Source organism: Erwinia sp. TECH1 (assembly GCF_054057575.1).
The window spans coordinates 1,685,003-1,702,072 of record NZ_JBSRZK010000001.1 but is presented as its reverse complement, the minus strand read 5'-3'; the positions used below and the strand labels follow the sequence as shown (position 1 = coordinate 1,702,072).

Here is a 17,070-nt window from a genome sequence, read left to right as displayed (position 1 = left end):
CCCCTTATTGCGTCAGCACGACGCAGCTATCCGTATCCCAGCAGAGGCGGACTTCGTCTCCCCAGGTCGGTGCCCCTTTACGGAAGCGATAGCCATTCTGCAACTGCGCGCTGATCATCTGGCCGCTGTGCAGGCGCACATGGTAGATGGAGAGATCGCCCAGATAGGCAATATACACCACTTCGCCCACGGCAAAGTTACAGCCATCGGCGGGCACTTCATCGCTCAGCATGACTTTTTCCGGGCGCAGCGCCACGTGTACAGGCACGCCGTCCACAATGGATGCGTCGGAATCAACCTTCAGCGGATGGATCAGGCCTGGACTGTCGATAATCAGGCCGTCTGGCTGGCGCTCGCGCAGCATTCCCTGAAAAATATTTGCTGAACCGATAAACTCGGCGCTGTAACGCGTAGTGGGATGCTCGTAAATCTCTTCCGGCTCGCCGATCTGCACGAACTTGCCGCGATTCATAATGGCGATACGTCCGGCCATCGTCATCGCTTCTTCCTGATCGTGAGTAACCATCACGCAGGTCGCGCCAACGCGCTCCAGAATGTCCACCACCTCCAGCTGCATCCGGTCACGCAGTTTTTTATCCAGCGCGCCCATCGGCTCGTCCAGCAGCAGCAGCTTAGGGCGTTTAGCCAGACTGCGGGCCAGCGCCACGCGCTGCCGTTGTCCGCCGGAAAGCTGGTGCGGTTTGCGCTTTGCATACTCCTGCATATGCACCAGCGCCAGCATCTCACTGACGCGCTCGGCGATCTCAGCCTTGGGCAGCCGATCCTGTTTCAGGCCGAAGGCGATATTTTGCTCCACCGTCATATGCGGAAAAAGCGCATAGGACTGAAACATCATATTGACCGGGCGTTGATAGGGCGGCACGTGGGAGAGATCCTGGCCATCCAGCATAATCTGCCCGGAGGTAGGCGCTTCAAACCCGGCCAGCATCCGCAGCAGTGTGGATTTGCCGCAGCCGGAAGCGCCCAGCAGCGCGAAGATCTCACCTTTGTAAATTGTCAGATTGACGTCGTCAACCGCGTGCTGTCCGTCAAAGGACTTGGTCAGATTGCGAATTTCCAGCAGCGGCGTAACCGCCCTGCTGACTTTTTTTTGCGGACGAGGGATCGCGTCGTTCACTTCCATTACACTCCGGCGCTTTTAAACGGTCATGCCGTATAAAAAGAAAACAGAGGCGGGGTCGCCTCTGTGATAACTCAGTGAGGCTTCAGCTACTTGCCACTTTTAACTTTAGTCCATGCCCGCGTGCGCACACGATCGAGTTTCGGATCCTGGACTTTCAGCACAAACAATTTAGCCATCGTCTCCGCGTTGGGATAGATGCCCGGATTGTCGCGTACGCTGGCCTCCACTAACGGCACCGACGCTTTATTGCCGCTGGCGTAAAAAATCTTGTTGGAGATATTCGCCATCACGGCTGGCTCCATCAGATAGTTCAGGAACTGATAAGCCTCATCCATGTTCTTCGCATCTTTAGGAATGGCCAGCATATCGAAGAACGCCAGCGCGCCCTCTTTTGGAATGCTATAGGCGATGTTCACGCCGTTTTTCGCGGCGGCAGCGCGATTCTTCGCCTGCAGCACGTCGCCCGCCCAGCCGATAGCCACGCAGGTATTGCCGTTCGCCAGATCGTTAATGTACTGCGAAGAGTGGAAGTAGCGGATGCTCGGACGCAGCTTCAGCAGCAGATCGGTCGCCGCGCCGGAATAATCTTTGGCATCACTGCTGTTAGGATCTTTGCCCAGGTAGTTCAGAACGGTAGCAAAAATCTCTTCCGGAGCGTCCAGGAAAGAGACGCCGCAGCTTTTGAGTTTTTCCAGATTCTCCGGCTTCAGCACCAGATCCCAGCTGTTAACCGGCGCATCTTTGCCCAGTGCGGCTTTCACCTTATCGACGTTATAACCAATGCCGGTGGTGGCCCAAAGGTAGGGAATGGCGTATTTGTTGCCCGGATCGTGCTGCTCAACCTTTTTCAGCAAATCAGGATCGAGGTTTTTATAATTTGGCAGCTTGCTCTTATCCAGCGGCTGAAAGACGCCGGACTGTAGCTGGCGCGCCAGAAAACTGGAGGATGGCACCACGATATCGTAGCCGGTGCTGCCGGCCATCAGCTTGCCTTCCAGCACCTCGTTGGAGTCGAACACGTCGTAGACGACTTTAATGCCGCTCTGCTTCTCAAAATCAGGCACGGTATTGGGCGCAATATAGTCGGACCAGTTATAGACGTGCAGCGTCTTATCCGCCGCCGTGGCGCCAGCTGAAACCGCCATCACCATGCCAGCAACCAAGCCTGACAACCATTTTTTACGCTGGTTGAACATGTTTTCCATCCTCCTGAACAGAGATAATTACGGCTAAAAGCGGGCCAACGGCGTTTCGCTTACTGTAAGGATTAGCCGCCGCGCTGTTAAATAGAAAAAACCTATACCTGCTGCGACCTTGCACACAAAATGCAGTTTCGCAAGGATAGTCCCACAATGCAGGCCAGACCAGAGCCGGGCGCAAAAAACGCCTTTTATCGATATTCGCCTGGTTTTACTCTATGCAAGCGAGCCGGGAGCGGGAAAACGGCGCAGAAAATAGGGGAAAAACGGCCCTGAGCCAGCATAAAAGCGGGAAAAGCGCGGGGGAAAAATGAAGGAAACGGCCGGATGCGGCCTTAAACAGGGAGATATGCGTCCGTCAGGGCCGCCAGGCCCTGAAATAGTGACTGAAAATCAGTGCAGCATAGAGTGTGAAGCGATGATTTCGCCGCGATCTTCCTCTTCGCTCATCATCAGCAGATGATTGGCAAAGGCTTCCATCACTACCATTGAGATCTGCTCTTCACTCTGCTTCATAAAATGCACGAACTGCCCATAGGTCAGGCCAGCCGTGATGGTAAGCGACTGGCAGACAATCAGCTTGGGCAGATTATCATCCTGGATATCAACGAAAGCTTTCACCGTCAGTGAACTGGCGTTGATCTGTGACAGATCGCCCACCAGCGGGATCAGTGCGGTGGGTTTGACTTCCGCCAGCGCGGAAAACAGAATAACGTTGTCCACCAGATCCAGCTTGGCATCAAACACCCCGTCGAAATTCTGCATATGCGGCAGGTGAAGCGCCTGACAGGAATCGCACTCAAACCAGGTGATGCTCTGCTGATCCAGCCAACGTCGTAAAAGCTCGATATCGGGAACGACGAGTGAATCCATGTAATTGGTCTCTTACTGCCTTAAAATTGCGCCCTAGCTTACGTAAAAAAGCCCCTGAACACCACGACTGTGTAGTAAATATCAGGTCAACCGCCGGTTTTCAGACAGAAACCAGGCTTCGCCTGCTGCTCAATCCAGGCGATCATCTGCGTGGCGATATCCCTCCCCGTGGTCTTTTCGATGCCTTCCAGACCCGGTGAGGCATTAACCTCCATCACCAGCGGCCCGCGCTCGGCGCGTAAAATATCCACGCCCGCCACGTCCAGACCCAGCGTCGCCGCCGCGTGCACGGCAATCTCCCGCTCGCTGTCGGTGATCTCCACCCTGCGCGCTTTGCCGCCGCGATGCAGGTTCGAGCGGAACTCGCCTTCTTTGGCCTGCCGCTCAATAGCCGCCACTACCCTGCCGCCGATCACCAGGCAGCGGATATCCTTGCCTCTGGCTTCCTTGATAAATTCCTGCACCAGAATATGCGCGTTAAGGCCGCGGAAAGCGTCAATCACGCTTTCGGCCGCCTGACGCGTCTCCGCCAGCACCACGCCGATGCCCTGCGTGCCCTCCACCAGCTTGACGACCAGCGGCGCGCCACCCACCATCTCGATCAGATCGCTGGTATCGTCCGGCGAATGCGCAAAGCCCGTAATCGGCATGGGAATGCCTTCCCTGGCAAGCAGCTGCAAAGAACGCAGCTTGTCGCGCGCGCGGGTGATAGCGACCGATTCGTTAAGCGGATAGCTGCCGCAAACCTCAAACTGCCGCAAAACGGCCGTGCCGTAAAAGGTGATAGCCGGTCCAATACGCGGGATAACCGCATCATAATGGCTCAGCTGCCTGCCCTGGTAATGAATGGCCGACGATCCGGGATTGATATTCATATAGCAGGACAGCGGATCGATAACTTCAACGCTGTGACCGCGTAGCTGGGCGGCTGCCAGCAGCCGCTTGCAGGAATAGAGCGAGCCGTCCCGGGAAAGAATCGCTATTTTCACCCGATTTCTCCGAAAGGGTTTTAACGGGTTGCCCATCCCTGCTTATGCAGGTAATCAAGCATAAACGGACGACTTTCTTTGATAATGGTTTTCTGGATATGTTCGCTCCAGCTTTCACGCCGCGCGTTGCTTTCACGCGTCAGATAATACGCCTCGTGCTGGGCGTCATAAGCGGCCAGCGTGTCCGGGTCGATCGGCTGATAGCGATTCTCGTGAACCAGCATAGCGGCCGGCATGCGGGGTTTTAACTGCGGGATCTGCTCAGGCCAGCCCAGGCACAGCCCAAACAGCGGCAGCACGAACTTCGGCAGACCCAGCAGCTCGGTGACTTCGGCGATGCTGTTACGGATGCCGCCGATATAAACGCCGCCCAGCCCCAGCGATTCTGCGGCCACCAGCGCGTTTTGCCCCATCAGCGCGGTATCCACGCAGCCCAGCAGCAGCTGCTCCGCCAGGCCCAGCTGCGCTTCCGGACAGATCTGCTGATGACGGTTAAAATCGGCGCAAAAAACCCAAAACTCGGCGGCCTGGCCAACATATTTTTGTCCGCCGGTCAGCTCGACCAGCTTCTCACGCACCGCTTTGTCGGTGATGCGGATAATGGAAGAGCACTGCAAAAAGCTGGAGCTGGAAGCCGCCTGCGCGGCCGCGATAATCGCCGCTCGTTCAGCCTCGCCGATAGGCTGGTCAGTAAAAGATCGGATAGAACGGTGGGAGCAAAGTAGCTCAATGGTCGGCGTCATGCTTCTCTCCTGGTGAGGATTTTTCAGACAAGTTAAACAGCTCCGGCGCCATTGCTTTCGCCGTACGCCACATCATCACGATGGCGGCGGGCAGCATCATCATAAGGCCAACGATAAGCAGGATCGTGGCAGCAAAGGCTCCGGAAAAAGATGCAGGCAAGGGTAGCACCTGATGCAGCGCTAAGTAAGAGAGCAGCAGGATAATTCCGCCCAGCGCCTCGGCAATCAGCACTGGTTTAGGCATGTTACTGAAGGTTAAACCGCCCATACCGCCTCCGTCTCTGGGTGTTAAGCGTTCATACAGCGTAACCGGTTTATCTCTATATAGATGAAACGAATCGAAACGACAGGTAATTCCTTCTTTCTTTCACCTGCGGAAGTGGGCATGATAAGCGCCATTACATGATAAGTTGTGATGTACATCACACTAAATCTGACCTTTGAGGAGAACCCTATGTTTGCCGTAATTTTTGGACGTCCTGGCTGTCCTTATTGTGTCCGCGCTAAAGAACTGGCTGAAAAACTGACCGAAGAGCGTGAAGATTTTAACTTCCGCTACGTGGATATCCACGCTGAAGGCATCACCAAAGCCGATCTGGAAAAAACCGTGGGCAAACCGGTGGAAACCGTACCGCAGATTTTCCTCGACCAGACTCACATTGGCGGCTGCACCGATTTTGAAGCCTACGCCAAAGAAAACCTGGGCCTGTTCCAGTAAGACTTTCTGTTCCTGACTTTTGTTGGGATGATAAAAAAGAGGGCCGCCATGCGGCCCTCTTTTTTTTGCCTGCCGCGCTTAGCTGTGCGAATGCCAGAACAGCGTGCGGCAGAGCATAACGGCCAGCGCGCCGGAACCGCACCAGAATATCGCGCTGGTATCAAAAGCCAGCTCCTGCAACGGTGCGTGATAGTGCAGCGAATAGTAGTGCAGAAAAATCAGGCAAAGCGGCGTAGCCAGTAAAGCGCCCAATAACGCTATCGTCAGCGGGTGCTCTTTTGAGGTCAGCGCCGCGATAGCGCCCGGCAGAGTAAACATCAACAGGCCCGGCCTCGCCTGTGCCCAGGCCGTCCCCTCTATGACCATACCGTAACGTACCGCCAGAAAAACGATGCTGTAGAGAACAAAACTAAACGCTACGCTTGTCCAGGACATACCCTTAAACATAATAGGATCTTCTCTCGGTAATTGATGTTATCACCTGGCCGGAATGACGCCGGACTGATTTTCCCTGTTCTAAATAAACAAAAGCCATGGCTTTTACTGGCTGAAAAAGCGTGAAGCGATTAAAATGACGACCGTTTTATTTGGCTCTGGGCTGTAATTCGCGGAAATTCCTGAATGTTGCCGCTGCTCTGATGGCAGTGCAATAAATTTAGCGTAAAACACCCTTTAATTCAACATGTTACTAGTAAACAAGAAGTTAAACCGTGAATATAAACGTCGCAGATTTGTTAAGTGGAAATGACATTCTGTTATTATTCGTCGTACTGGCGCTCGGGCTCTGTCTGGGTAAATTACGCCTGGGTTCAGTCCAACTGGGTAATTCTATTGGCGTTTTAGTTGTTTCTCTTCTGCTTGGCCAGCAGCATTTTACGATGAATCCCAACGCCCTTAATCTCGGTTTTATGTTATTTATTTTTTGTGTGGGTGTGGAAGCCGGGCCGAATTTTTTCTCTATTTTCTTCCGCGACGGCAAAAATTATCTGATGCTGGCGCTGGTCATGGTTTCCAGCGCGGTGCTGATTGCGCTGGGGCTGGGCAAACTCTTTGGCTGGGATATCGGTCTGACCGCCGGTATGCTGGCAGGCTCCATGACGTCCACGCCGGTATTAGTGGGGGCTGGCGACACGCTGCGCCATACCTATCCCAGCGGTGCGATGCTGAGCCAGGCGCAGAACAACCTCAGCCTGGGCTATGCGCTGACCTACCTGGTCGGGCTGGTCAGCCTGATTTTCGGCGCACGCTATCTTCCCCGGCTTCAGCACCAGGATCTGCCGACCAGCGCGCAGCAGATTGCCCGTGAGCGTGGCCTGGATGCCGAACAGCGCAAGGTTTACCTGCCGGTGATCCGCGCCTATCGCGTAGGGCCGGAGCTGGTCGCCTGGATTGACGGTAAGAACCTGCGCGAGCTGGGCATCTATCGGCAAACCGGCTGCTATATAGAGCGTATCCGCCGCAACGGCATTCTTGCCAATCCTGACGGCGATGCCGTCCTGCAGCAGGGAGACGAGATTTCATTAGTGGGTTACCCGGATGCGCATTCCCGTCTTGACCCCAGCTTCCGCAACGGCAAAGAGGTGTTCGATCGCGATCTGTTGGATATGCGCATCATCACCGAAGAGATCGTGGTCAAAAACAATAACGCCGTGAACAGAAGGCTCAGCCAGCTCAAGCTGACGGATCACGGCTGCTTTCTGAACCGTGTGATCCGTAGCCAGATTGAAATGCCTATTGATGACAGCATTATTTTAAACAAAGGCGACGTGCTGCAAATCAGCGGTGAAGCGCGGCGGGTGAAGTCGGTGGCTGACAAAATCGGCTTTATTTCTATTCACAGCCAGGTTACCGATCTGCTGGCCTTTTGCGCCTTCTTTATTATCGGGCTGATGGTGGGCATGGTCACCTTTCAGTTCAGCCGCTTCAGCTTTAGCGTGGGCAACGCGGCTGGCCTGCTGTTCGCCGGGATCATGCTGGGCTTTCTGCGGGCGAACCATCCGACCTTTGGTTATATCCCGCAGGGCGCCTTAACGATGGTGAAAGAGTTTGGCCTGATGGTATTTATGGCGGGCGTAGGATTAAGCGCGGGCAGCGGTCTTTCGCACGGCATGGGCGATACCGGTCTGCTGATGCTGGCGGCCGGCCTGACGGTCAGCCTGCTGCCGGTGGTGATCAGCTTTGTTTTTGGCGCCTGGGTACTGAAAATGAACCGCGCCTTGCTGTTTGGCGCCATTATGGGCGCTCGCACCTGCGCGCCAGCCATGGAAATTATCAGCGACACGGCCCGCAGCAATATTCCGGCCCTCGGCTATGCGGGAACTTACGCTATCGCTAACGTCCTGCTCACGCTGGCCGGAACGTTAATCGTGCTGATCTGGCCAATGATGGGTGGCTAAAATAATTTCCGATTGTTTGCGAACTTTTGCTGGTGCCCGCAGTCATAATTAATGCCACTGCTTTTCTTTGAAATCCCCAGATTGTGGAGCCCGTTAATCTTATGATTGACGGGTTTTTTTCTTTTTGTTTTCCGCTGTTTCCTGCCCGTTCCCCTTTTTCTGTCCTCAATCCTTAACGAAACCACAACCGCTAACGGAATTAAGAGCGAGCCTATTTAACTTTTATTGGGCCGCTTCTACCTTATGCGGCTGCCTTCAGGGATGCCGTGACGGCCTGGCCGCCGCGCAAACCTCTGAGCAGATTGCGACACTTTAAGGCCTCACCGGCCCGTTTTTACTTTCAGGTACGTCAGGTACCGCTGAACGAGATGAGGAAATAACCATGCTGGAAGCGCTAAACCGGTCGCTGTTTCTCTGGATTAACGCCACGCCCGACACGCCCGCCTGGTTGATATCGCTGGCTACCCTGGTGGCTCGCGATCTGATCACCATTGTGCCCGTACTTATTGTCGCGCTGTGGCTGTGGGGGCCGAGAAGTCAGGTTGGCTCGCAGCGCCGGCTGGTCCTGAAAACCGCTATCGCTTTGGCCTGCGCCTTAACCGTATCCTGGCTGATTGGCAGCCTGTATCCTCATCCACGCCCCTTTGTTATCGGACTGGGCCATCAGTTTCTTGCGCACGACGCGACGGAATCCTATCCCAGCAATCACGGCACCATTATTTTCACTTTTGCCATCGCCTTTTTCTGCTGGCATCGCGCCTGGTCAGGCGTAGTGCTGCTGGCGGCCGGCCTGGCAATTGCCTGGTCACGCATCTTCCTGGGCGTTCACTGGCCAATGGATATGCTGGGCGGCCTGCTGTTGGGGATGCTTTCCTGCCTGGTGGCGCAGGTTACGTGGCATTTTTGCGGCCGGCGCTTATTGCATAATATTTCTTCGCTTTACCGCCTCTTATTTGCTTTCCCTATTCGCAAAGGCTGGGTGCGTGAATAATACTTTGCCAGGTTAAGTGTAATAATCAGGCCGAAGCAACGGCTTACATTATCGACACAATATTGCGCAACAGGCCGAAATAATAAACGCTTTTTATTCGTCCGTTGCGCAAATGAATAAAATTAGCCCTACGCATTGAATCTTAATTTTAAGTTATTGATTTATTTATATAAAAATCATAAATACTGTAAATGCTCGTGAGAGAGCATTATTTAACCAATCGCGCAGCGGCCAGATTTGGTTTTAATGACTATAGTAACCGCTTCCACTCAGCACTTCTTATGGTGCTAACCTTTCTATTCAGACGATCGCGCTGTAAATACGCAAAGTAATCCCTTTATCTGAGATCTCTGCCTTCTAATTTTCCCTTTCTTCTTCTTTTTCTGGTGGTAGAGTGTTGCTCGCCTCAGCCAGAGTAGTTAATTACGCTGACGAGCGCCGTTTTCCTGCTTTACGTTCAGGTTATTTAGCTCACTATTTTCAACCGGGAGATTGTCAATGGAATCCACTAAAACGGCTACGCTGCCGTCAACGGACGCGTCGACAGAGTGGCGCAAAAGCGACACCACGTGGATGCTCGGCCTGTACGGCACGGCTATCGGCGCTGGCGTGCTGTTTTTACCGATCAATGCCGGTATCGGCGGGCTGATTCCTCTGCTTATTATGGCGGCTCTCGCTTTTCCTATGACTTTTTTCGCTCATCGCGGTCTCTGTCGCTTTGTACTCTCCGGACGCGGCGATCGGGATATTACCGGCGTGGTGGAAGAACATTTCGGCGCGGGCGCGGGCACGCTGCTTACCCTGCTCTATTTCTTTGCTATCTATCCTATCCTGCTGGTTTATAGCGTGGCTATCACCAACACCGTCGAGAGCTTTATCACCCATCAGCTTCATTTGTCGCCGCCGCCCAGAGTGCTGCTGTCGCTGATTTTGATTGCGGGTTTGATGGCAATCGTGCGCTTCGGCAAAGAGACCATCGTTAAAACCATGAGCGTGCTGGTTTATCCTTTTGTCCTGGTGCTGATGGCGCTGGCGCTATTTTTGATCCCACACTGGAACAGCACAATTTTTCATCATGCGGAAGGCAGCAGCAAGGGCCTGTGGATGACGCTCTGGCTGGCTATCCCGGTCATGGTGTTTTCTTTTAATCATTCACCGATTATTTCGGCTTTTGCGGTAGCAAAGCGTCAGGAATATGGCGATAACGCGGCAAAAAAGTGCGCGCGCATTCTGGCCCGCAGTCATCTGATGATGGTAGTGACGGTGATGTTTTTCGTCTTCAGCTGTGTGCTTAGCCTGTCGCCGGAAAACCTGGCGGAAGCGAAAGAGCAGAACATCTCTATTCTTTCTTATCTGGCTAACCATTTTAATACCCCGCTGATGGGCTGGCTTGCGCCGCTGATCGCGATGGTCGCTATCACCAAATCGTTTCTGGGCCACTATCTGGGCGCGCGCGAAGGCTTTAACGGCCTGATCGCCAGGACTTTCCGCCAGCCGCCGGCGGAAAACAAACTGAACCGGATAACGGCAGTCTTTATGTTTCTGACCACCTGGCTGGTAGCAACCAAAAACCCCAGCATTCTGGGGATGATTGAAACGCTGGGCGGGCCTGTAATTGCCGTGCTGCTTTTCCTGATGCCGATGTACGCGATTAACAAGGTGCCGTCGATGCGCCAGTACAGCGGGAAAATCAGCAACGTATTTGTGGTGCTGACAGGCCTGATCGCCATTTCGGCTATCGCTTACGACCTGTTCTGACCAGGGATGCGCCACGGATGGCGCCGTAGCATGTCGATATTAAGCGCTTAGCCTAACCATTTGCCGAACCAGCCTTGCAGCTTCATCAGCACAAAGTCCCACATCCGGCTAAACACGCCCCCCTCTTTCACCTCATCCATCGCCACCAGCGGACGCTGCTCAATAGTTTTACCGTTCAGCTGAAAATCAATGGTGCCGACGATCTGATTTTTCTTTAACGGCGCCGTCAGCTGCGGCTCGTTGAGCGTAAAGCTCGCTTTCAGCTCCTTTGCCCGATCTTTTGGCAAGGTTATCGCTGCATCTTCCGCCACGCCCAAACGCACCTCTTTCCGATCCCCGAACCAGACCCGCTGCGAAGCAAAGGGTTTGTCGGCTTTTATCGGCGTGATAGTTTCGTAAAAACGGAAACCCCACGTCAGCAGTTTTTCGCTTTCGCGAAAGCGTATGGCGTCGGTTGCTGCGCCCAGCACCACGGAGATCAGCCGCTGTTCTCCTTGCGTCGCTGAAGCGACCAGGTTGTTTCCCGCTCCGGCGGTATGGCCGGTTTTGATGCCGTCTACCTGCAGATTCGTGCTCCACAGCAGACGGTTACGATTGTGCTGTTTAATATTATTGAACGTGAATTCTTTCTCTTTATGCAGCGCGTATTCCGCCGGCACGTCGCGGATCAAAGCCTGGCCAAGCAGCGCCATATCACGGGCGGTGCTGTACTGGCCGTCTGCATCCAGCCCGTGCACGGTTTTAAAATGCGTGTTTTTTAGCCCCAGCGCCTGGACGTAATTGTTCATCAGCCCCACAAAGGCGTCCTGGCTTCCCGCCACGTAATCCGCCAGCGCAATGCTGGCATCGTTGCCGGACTGGATCACCACGCCTTTGTTCAGTTCGGCGACGGGAATGCGATCGCCCGGCTTTAAAAACATCAGCGAAGAGCCTTTCAGTATAGGGTTACCGGTAGCCCAGGCATCCTGGCCGATGGTGACCAGATCGTCATCGTGAATTTTTCCCGCTTTCATCGCCTGTCCAATAACATAGCTGGCCATGATTTTGGTCAGGCTGGCCGGATCGTGGCGCTCGTCCGCATTGGATGCGGTTAGTACCTTACCGCTGTGGTAGTCCATCAGGATCCAGGCTTTGGCCTCAACCTGTGGCGGCACAGGGGCTTCCGCTGCGCGGCTGCTAAAAGAGGCCACGAGCAACAAAACAGGGAGCGTGGCAGCGTGAATTCCGGCGGAGAGGCGCATCATGGTCATGGCGGTTTCTGGCTATCCTTATGAAAAATAAAAGCTTGTCGCATTTACGGGCGAAGGGTCTTTTACGCTAGCGTTTATGGCCGCTAAAAAGAACCTTGATTCAGTAAAGTTTTTTAAAATTTATTAGAGAAACTCACCGCGCCACAGGGGCGTTAGTCTGATTTTGCAGCAGGCTGTTAAGTCCGTCACAAAACTCCGCTAATCTGAATTCAGTCTCTTGGTGGAGTCAACATGATGGATTTAGCCCTGTTCGATCTTGATGAAACGCTTATTTGCGAAGACAGCGCCAGCCTGTGGTGCCGCTGGCTGGTTTCGCAAGGGTATGCGCCGGCCGTGCTGGTAGAGCAGGAAAGAACGCTAATGGCTCGTTATCGTGAGGGCCTGCTGTCGGCAGAGGAGTATATGCAGGCGACGCTAACGCCGCTGGCAGGCATGGGTACGCTTACCGTTGCCGGCTGGGTCAGGCGCTTTATTCAGCGCGATATCCTGCCTCGCCTCTATCCTGCCGCGCGCGAAAAGCTGGCATGGCACCAGCAGCGTGGCGATAAAGTGATGGTGATATCGCCAGGCGGCGACCATTTGGCGACGCCTATCGCGCAGCAGCTTGGCGCAGATGGCGCGCTGGCTGTCGGCGTGGAGATCGTCAACGATCGCTACAGCGGCCGCCCCTGCAACGTAGGCAATAACGGCAGGGATGCGACGGCCAGACTGACGGACTGGCTGGCGCTAGAGGATGACGCGCGGTTTACGCAAATCTGGGCCTATAGCGATTCCATTAACGATCTGCCGCTGCTGGAACGTGCCGATCGCGCCCACGTTATTAATCCAGCGGAGCCGCTCTATCAGCTGGCGCTACAGCGCGGCTGGGAAGTGTGCCGCTGGATCAAATAGCGGGCTGCCCTCGCTTTCCCTGGTAAACCGGCCCCTCGGCCGGTTTTATTTCGGCGCAATGCGCAGCAGTTTGCCGTCTGTTTCATCCGTTAATACGTACAAATAGCCGTCAGGGCCGGTGCGCACGTCCCGAATGCGCTCGCCGCGATCCTTAAGCAGGCGGGCCTGCTCCGTCACCTTTTCGCCGTCCACGGTCAGATGGATAAGACTTTTGTCTTTCAGCGCGCCGATAAAGAGCGAGTTTTTCCATGCCGGAAAGCGATCGCCCTGATAAAACGCCATTCCGCTGAGCGCAGGCGAAACCTTCCAGTAAAGCTGCGGCTGAACCGTATTCGGTGCTTCGCCGCCCTGAGAACCGGGCACTTTGTCGCCGCCATAATCTATGCCCCAGGTCGCCAGCGGCCAGCCGTAGTTTTCTCCCTTACGCAGAAGATTAATCTCATCGCCGCCGCGCGGGCCGTGCTCATTTTCCCACATTTCCCGCGTCGTCGGATTCAGCGCCAGCCCCTGCGGATTGCGCATGCCGTATGTCCAGATTTCAGGCCGTGCGTCCTTTTGCTGCACAAATGGATTATCTTCAGGCACGCTGCCATCCGCTTTCAGCCGCACAATTTTGCCGGTAAGCGTTTTAAGATCCTGCGCCGTCGCGGCCTGGAAATTATCGCCAAAGCTGATGTAGAGATAGCCTTTGTCATCAAAAGCCAGCCGTGAACCTAAGTTGGCGCCACCTGAGAGTTTCGGTTCCTGACGCAGTACAACGCGAAAACTCTCAAGCCCGGTATGGGCTGTATTCAGCCTGCCATAACCTACAACCGCGCCGGCACGTCCCTCTTTATCTGCTTCCGTATAGCTGAGCCAGACCCGACGGCTTTGCGCAAAATCAGGCGCCAGCGCGATATCCAGCAGGCCGCCCTGTCGTTCGGCCCAGACCTTGGGGACGCCTGTCAGCGGCGCCGACAGCCCCTTTCCCTGCTGCCACAGGCGCAGCTGCCCGCCGCGTTCGGTGATCAGTAATCCCTGCTCCTCCGGCAGGAAGGCGATGCCCCAGGGATGATCTAATCCTTTTTGGAGTTCGGTCACGGTAACTTCTTCGGCCACAGCCGTTCCCATGGTCAAAAGCGAGGCGCTCAGCAGGCAAGTTTGCAGCAGTCGGGACATACTTTTTCTCCAGATAAAAGGGGCTGAAATAACTCTAGTGGAGATGCTTTTCAGGCGGGCTACCTTTACAAAAATTCAAAATTGATAGCAGATTCAATTAACTCGATCGCTTAAAAAAAGTACTGGATATTTAAACAGGCAACTGTATAATATTTCTACTGCCCGCTCGGGTGTCTTTTGAAAAGCTTGGGGGTAAAACCTATGATGATTTCGACAGAAAACCTCAGCTCGCTGAATCAATCGGTCACGATGAGCAGCCGGGAAATCGCTCAGTTAGCTGGTATTCCGCACGGCGAAGTAAAACGGCTGATCAAAACGCTGGAAACCACCCAGCGTCTTTCTCAACCGCTGACGATTGGTGTTTACGAGCGTGACGGCGAAACGCGTCAGGAGTATTGCCTGAACAAGCGCGATTCGTTACTGGCTGTGGCGCGTCTTGCGCCCGCGTTTATCACCCAGGCGCTGGACAGCTGGCAGGAACGCGAGAGAAGTACTCGCCTGCCGGATTTCACCAATCCCGCAGCGGCGGCGCGTGCCTGGGCCGAACAGTTTGAACAGCGCCAGGCAGCCGAGCAGCAGCTTGCCCTTTTCGCCCCAAAGGCGGAGTTTTTTGACCGCTTTGTGCAGGTGGAAGATTCGCTGGGTTTTCGCCAGCTCTGCAAAATGCTGAAGGTGAAAGAACCTGAATTCCGTCAGTTCCTGTTTGAACGCAATATTATGTACCGCGCCAACGGCACGCTGATGCCGCAGCAGCACCATGTGCAGGCGGGCTACTTTACGGTGCGCACCAGCGTAGGCGAGAACCTGCACGCCTTTTCACAGGCTCGCTTTACTGCTAAAGGCGTGAAATGGGTAACTAACCTGTGGGCAGCGCATCTTGCTGCACAGCCAAAAGGCGCAGCGGCATAACAGCAGTAATCGGCCATGGACTGGCTGGGTTATAGCGTGTTGTCACTCTGATCGGGTGGCTGATGTTCCGGCTAAAATAATCCGCAGCACGCCCGCTTTCAGAACCGTTGTTTATGCGGAGGCTATCCCTTCCGCTTGTCGGTTATTCCGCCTGGAGCACGGTACAGTTGGTCGGCTTCAAGAGCCGTCTTTTATGCTGAGGCTAACCCTCCTGATTGCCGGTTATTCTGTCTGATATCCTGTCTTAAACCCGGTACAGTTAATCGGCTTTCAGAACCATCGTTTATGCTATGACTCTTCCTTCCGCCTGACAGTTTCCTGCCTGAAACCGGGCTGCAGTTAGTTATATGGGTAAAACTCGTTGCCGGTTGTAGCTGACCGCGGTTAATCATCCCGCCTGAAGAGTTGTGACGCGCTGCAGGCTTCAGAAAAGTCTGTTTTTGCGGGGAGGCTTATCTGGAATATTCCGTTCGGTTTTAAGCGCTTTTCAGCGCCACGCCTGCTTTCCGCCGCGTTTTGACGCGCGCTGTATCTGCTTGTTTTCTGGGCATCCGGTGTGGGTAAATGAGAATCTATCGTGTTTGCCTTCCCATTTTTACCAATTTCTACCAGGCTTATTGCGTTGCTTAACTAACGTAATCTACCAGGAGGAAAACATGTTTCATCATTCATCGAAACTGCAATATCCGGTAAAAGTCGACAAGCCCGATCCAGAATTTGCCATGCTGTTGCAGCAGGCCATCGGCGGTGTCGAAGGGGAAATACGCGTTGCTATGCAATATTTTTTCCAGGCGATGGGGACTCGCGGCGATCCACGCATTAAAGATTTGCTGATCTCCACCGCTACCGAAGAGCTGGCTCATATCGAAATGCTTGGTCACGCCGTCGCGCTTAACCTTGAAGGCGCACCACTCTCCTATCAGGAAGAGTCGGCAAAGGATCCGGTAGTTAACGCTATCCTGGGCGGCATGAATCCGCGTCATATTCTGTCGTCAGGCCTGGCGGCCATGCCCGTCAACGCCAACGGGATGTCTTTTGATATGAGTCACATTTACGCTTCCGGCAACGTCGCTGCGGATATGCTGGCTAACGTTACCGCAGAGGCTACCGGCCGCGTACTGGCAACCCGCCTGTATAACCTGACGGAAGACAAAGGCATGAAGGATTTCCTCTCTTTCCTGATTGCCCGCGATACCATGCACCAGCAGCAGTGGCTGGCGGTAATTGAGGATATGGGCGGTATCGGTGCGTCTATGCCTGTTCCGAACAGCTTCCCGCAGTCGGAGGAGGCGCAGGAGCACTCTTATTACTGTCTGAACACCTCGCTGGATAAACCACTGCCGAAAGGCCGCTGGAGTGAAGGCCCGGCCTACGACGGCGTAGGGCAGTTTACCGCGAAAGAGAAACCGGACATCTTGGGACAGGAACCTATCCTTGGCCCGGCCAGACCGGGTTCCGGCGCGCAGAAAGAACAGATCCAGCCGGGCGCTCCGCTGGAAAAATAATGCTGTATTCAGGCCGCTTAACTGCGGCCTTTTAACGTTTAACCGCGTTAGCCATATTTCGTCTGATGGGCTTTTTTACGTTTCAGGTAATCTTCGTCCTCACGGATCTTATCCCACCAGACTTTAAAAATAGCCGCCGCTTCCGCTTTCTCTTCATTCACGTGATAAGGCAGTACCTGCCGATCTTCGTCATATTTGCGGCCGCCTTTATGATTGGCGTAGCGCCTGGCTCGCGTATAGCCCATCTGAATAAATTTTCGCGCCATGTCCATACCGACAAAATCATCTTTTGCACGGTACTCTTCGAACAGCGCCATAATTTTTTTAGCCGAGGCTTCCGCAATGGCGGGCGTTCTGAAACGCCAGTGCGGTAATATTTCGCCTTTATAAGGCTCGACCATCAGGACGCCCTGTTCACCGCGCCCAACCTGATAAAGCTCAGGATGCTGACGAAAATCGATGGTTTTAAAATCCTGCTCGTAATCAAATTCCTTCACGGCCCACCTCTGGGTAAAGAGGTAAGCCTGGCACAGGAAAAGAAAAAGA

Annotated in this window: 17 protein-coding genes; 7 read left to right on the top strand and 10 right to left on the bottom strand. The window is 54.2% G+C overall.

From position 1 onward, the window contains the following. Positions 1-4: 4 nt before the first annotated feature. From potG to ACVWZ0_RS07975, 6 genes are all read right to left on the bottom strand, one after another. Complete coding sequence (gene potG, locus ACVWZ0_RS08000) at positions 5-1,138, bottom strand: putrescine ABC transporter ATP-binding subunit PotG (protein WP_125288891.1); 1,134 nt, start codon at positions 1,136-1,138, stop codon at positions 5-7. A 92-nt stretch (positions 1,139-1,230) separates the two neighbouring features. Beyond that, a complete protein-coding gene (potF, locus tag ACVWZ0_RS07995; protein WP_253454750.1) occupies positions 1,231-2,340 on the bottom strand; it encodes a spermidine/putrescine ABC transporter substrate-binding protein PotF in 1,110 nt (369 codons plus the stop codon). Positions 2,341-2,736: 396 nt separating this feature from the next. Continuing rightward, complete coding sequence (locus tag ACVWZ0_RS07990) at positions 2,737-3,216, bottom strand: YbjN domain-containing protein (protein ID WP_253454751.1); 480 nt, start codon at positions 3,214-3,216, stop codon at positions 2,737-2,739. Between the two features lie 86 nt (positions 3,217-3,302). Further along, positions 3,303-4,205: a 30S ribosomal protein S6--L-glutamate ligase gene (gene rimK / locus ACVWZ0_RS07985; RefSeq protein ID WP_253454752.1), complete on the bottom strand. Its 903-nt coding sequence runs from the start codon at positions 4,203-4,205 to the stop codon at positions 3,303-3,305. 20 nt (positions 4,206-4,225) lie between these two features. After that, entirely contained in the window at positions 4,226-4,948 is a 723-nt protein-coding gene (nfsA, locus tag ACVWZ0_RS07980) for an oxygen-insensitive NADPH nitroreductase (protein WP_253454753.1), read from the bottom strand. Next, on the bottom strand, positions 4,932-5,216 hold the full coding sequence (locus ACVWZ0_RS07975; protein ID WP_253454754.1) for a DUF1418 family protein: 285 nt from the start codon (positions 5,214-5,216) through the stop codon (positions 4,932-4,934). The genes nfsA and ACVWZ0_RS07975 overlap by 17 nt, the downstream gene beginning before the upstream one ends. Before the next feature lie 186 nt (positions 5,217-5,402). On the opposite strand from ACVWZ0_RS07975, the gene ACVWZ0_RS07970 reads away from it, so the two are divergent. Next, on the top strand, positions 5,403-5,666 hold the full coding sequence (locus tag ACVWZ0_RS07970; protein WP_125288765.1) for a GrxA family glutaredoxin: 264 nt from the start codon (positions 5,403-5,405) through the stop codon (positions 5,664-5,666). Between the two features lie 78 nt (positions 5,667-5,744). Here ACVWZ0_RS07970 and ybjM read toward each other — a convergent pair whose 3' ends face one another. Then, on the bottom strand, positions 5,745-6,113 hold the full coding sequence (gene ybjM, locus ACVWZ0_RS07965; protein ID WP_253454755.1) for an inner membrane protein YbjM: 369 nt from the start codon (positions 6,111-6,113) through the stop codon (positions 5,745-5,747). Positions 6,114-6,376: 263 nt separating this feature from the next. On the opposite strand from ybjM, the gene ACVWZ0_RS07960 reads away from it, so the two are divergent. The 3 genes from ACVWZ0_RS07960 to ACVWZ0_RS07950 all read left to right on the top strand — a co-directional run bounded on the left by ACVWZ0_RS07960 (position 6,377) and on the right by ACVWZ0_RS07950 (position 10,811). Beyond that, the gene (locus tag ACVWZ0_RS07960; RefSeq protein WP_253454756.1) at positions 6,377-8,062 is read left to right on the top strand and encodes an aspartate:alanine antiporter; all 1,686 of its coding nucleotides are present in this window, start codon (positions 6,377-6,379) and stop codon (positions 8,060-8,062) included. 385 nt (positions 8,063-8,447) lie between these two features. Next, complete coding sequence (gene ybjG, locus ACVWZ0_RS07955) at positions 8,448-9,053, top strand: undecaprenyl-diphosphate phosphatase (protein ID WP_253461051.1); 606 nt, start codon at positions 8,448-8,450, stop codon at positions 9,051-9,053. 498 nt (positions 9,054-9,551) lie between these two features. Beyond that, positions 9,552-10,811 (top strand): HAAAP family serine/threonine permease, encoded by a 1,260-nt coding sequence (locus ACVWZ0_RS07950; RefSeq protein WP_253454757.1) that lies wholly within the window; start codon positions 9,552-9,554, stop codon positions 10,809-10,811. Between the two features lie 47 nt (positions 10,812-10,858). On the opposite strand, the gene ACVWZ0_RS07945 is transcribed toward ACVWZ0_RS07950, so the two are convergent. Continuing rightward, on the bottom strand, positions 10,859-12,061 hold the full coding sequence (locus ACVWZ0_RS07945) for a serine hydrolase (protein WP_253454758.1): 1,203 nt from the start codon (positions 12,059-12,061) through the stop codon (positions 10,859-10,861). A gap of 234 nt (positions 12,062-12,295) precedes the next feature. Between ACVWZ0_RS07945 and ACVWZ0_RS07940 the strand changes: the two genes are divergently transcribed. Next, positions 12,296-12,952 carry an HAD family hydrolase gene (locus ACVWZ0_RS07940; protein ID WP_253461054.1) on the top strand — a complete coding sequence of 219 codons (657 nt, stop codon included), beginning with the start codon at positions 12,296-12,298 and terminating at the stop codon, positions 12,950-12,952. A 45-nt stretch (positions 12,953-12,997) separates the two neighbouring features. On the opposite strand, the gene ACVWZ0_RS07935 is transcribed toward ACVWZ0_RS07940, so the two are convergent. Further along, the gene (locus ACVWZ0_RS07935; protein WP_301251245.1) at positions 12,998-14,110 is read right to left on the bottom strand and encodes a PQQ-dependent sugar dehydrogenase; all 1,113 of its coding nucleotides are present in this window, start codon (positions 14,108-14,110) and stop codon (positions 12,998-13,000) included. Positions 14,111-14,311: 201 nt separating this feature from the next. Here ACVWZ0_RS07935 and ACVWZ0_RS07930 point away from each other — a divergent pair, with 201 nt between their 5' ends. Further along, entirely contained in the window at positions 14,312-15,019 is a 708-nt protein-coding gene (locus tag ACVWZ0_RS07930) for a phage antirepressor KilAC domain-containing protein (RefSeq protein ID WP_253454759.1), read from the top strand. 656 nt (positions 15,020-15,675) lie between these two features. Beyond that, the gene (locus ACVWZ0_RS07925) at positions 15,676-16,524 is read left to right on the top strand and encodes a manganese catalase family protein (RefSeq protein WP_253454760.1); all 849 of its coding nucleotides are present in this window, start codon (positions 15,676-15,678) and stop codon (positions 16,522-16,524) included. Positions 16,525-16,571: 47 nt separating this feature from the next. On the opposite strand, the gene ACVWZ0_RS07920 is transcribed toward ACVWZ0_RS07925, so the two are convergent. Continuing rightward, a complete protein-coding gene (locus ACVWZ0_RS07920) occupies positions 16,572-17,021 on the bottom strand; it encodes a DUF4385 domain-containing protein (RefSeq protein WP_253454761.1) in 450 nt (149 codons plus the stop codon). Between the last annotated feature and the right edge of the window lie 49 nt (positions 17,022-17,070).

Excerpts from the sequence above, each read along its gene's own strand:
- potF (WP_253454750.1), bottom strand. The coding sequence starts at position 2,340 with ATGTTCAACCAGCGTAAAAAATGGTTGTCAGGCTTGGTTGCTGGCATG.
- ACVWZ0_RS07990 (WP_253454751.1), bottom strand. The coding sequence starts at position 3,216 with ATGGATTCACTCGTCGTTCCCGATATCGAGCTTTTACGACGTTGGCTG.
- nfsA (WP_253454753.1), bottom strand. The coding sequence starts at position 4,948 with ATGACGCCGACCATTGAGCTACTTTGCTCCCACCGTTCTATCCGATCT.
- ACVWZ0_RS07975 (WP_253454754.1), bottom strand. The coding sequence starts at position 5,216 with ATGGGCGGTTTAACCTTCAGTAACATGCCTAAACCAGTGCTGATTGCC.
- ACVWZ0_RS07970 (WP_125288765.1), top strand. The coding sequence starts at position 5,403 with ATGTTTGCCGTAATTTTTGGACGTCCTGGCTGTCCTTATTGTGTCCGC.
- ybjM (WP_253454755.1), bottom strand. The coding sequence starts at position 6,113 with ATGTTTAAGGGTATGTCCTGGACAAGCGTAGCGTTTAGTTTTGTTCTC.
- ACVWZ0_RS07950 (WP_253454757.1), top strand. The coding sequence starts at position 9,552 with ATGGAATCCACTAAAACGGCTACGCTGCCGTCAACGGACGCGTCGACA.
- ACVWZ0_RS07945 (WP_253454758.1), bottom strand. The coding sequence starts at position 12,061 with ATGACCATGATGCGCCTCTCCGCCGGAATTCACGCTGCCACGCTCCCT.
- ACVWZ0_RS07940 (WP_253461054.1), top strand. The coding sequence starts at position 12,296 with ATGGATTTAGCCCTGTTCGATCTTGATGAAACGCTTATTTGCGAAGAC.
- ACVWZ0_RS07935 (WP_301251245.1), bottom strand. The coding sequence starts at position 14,110 with ATGTCCCGACTGCTGCAAACTTGCCTGCTGAGCGCCTCGCTTTTGACC.
- ACVWZ0_RS07930 (WP_253454759.1), top strand. The coding sequence starts at position 14,312 with ATGATGATTTCGACAGAAAACCTCAGCTCGCTGAATCAATCGGTCACG.
- ACVWZ0_RS07925 (WP_253454760.1), top strand. The coding sequence starts at position 15,676 with ATGTTTCATCATTCATCGAAACTGCAATATCCGGTAAAAGTCGACAAG.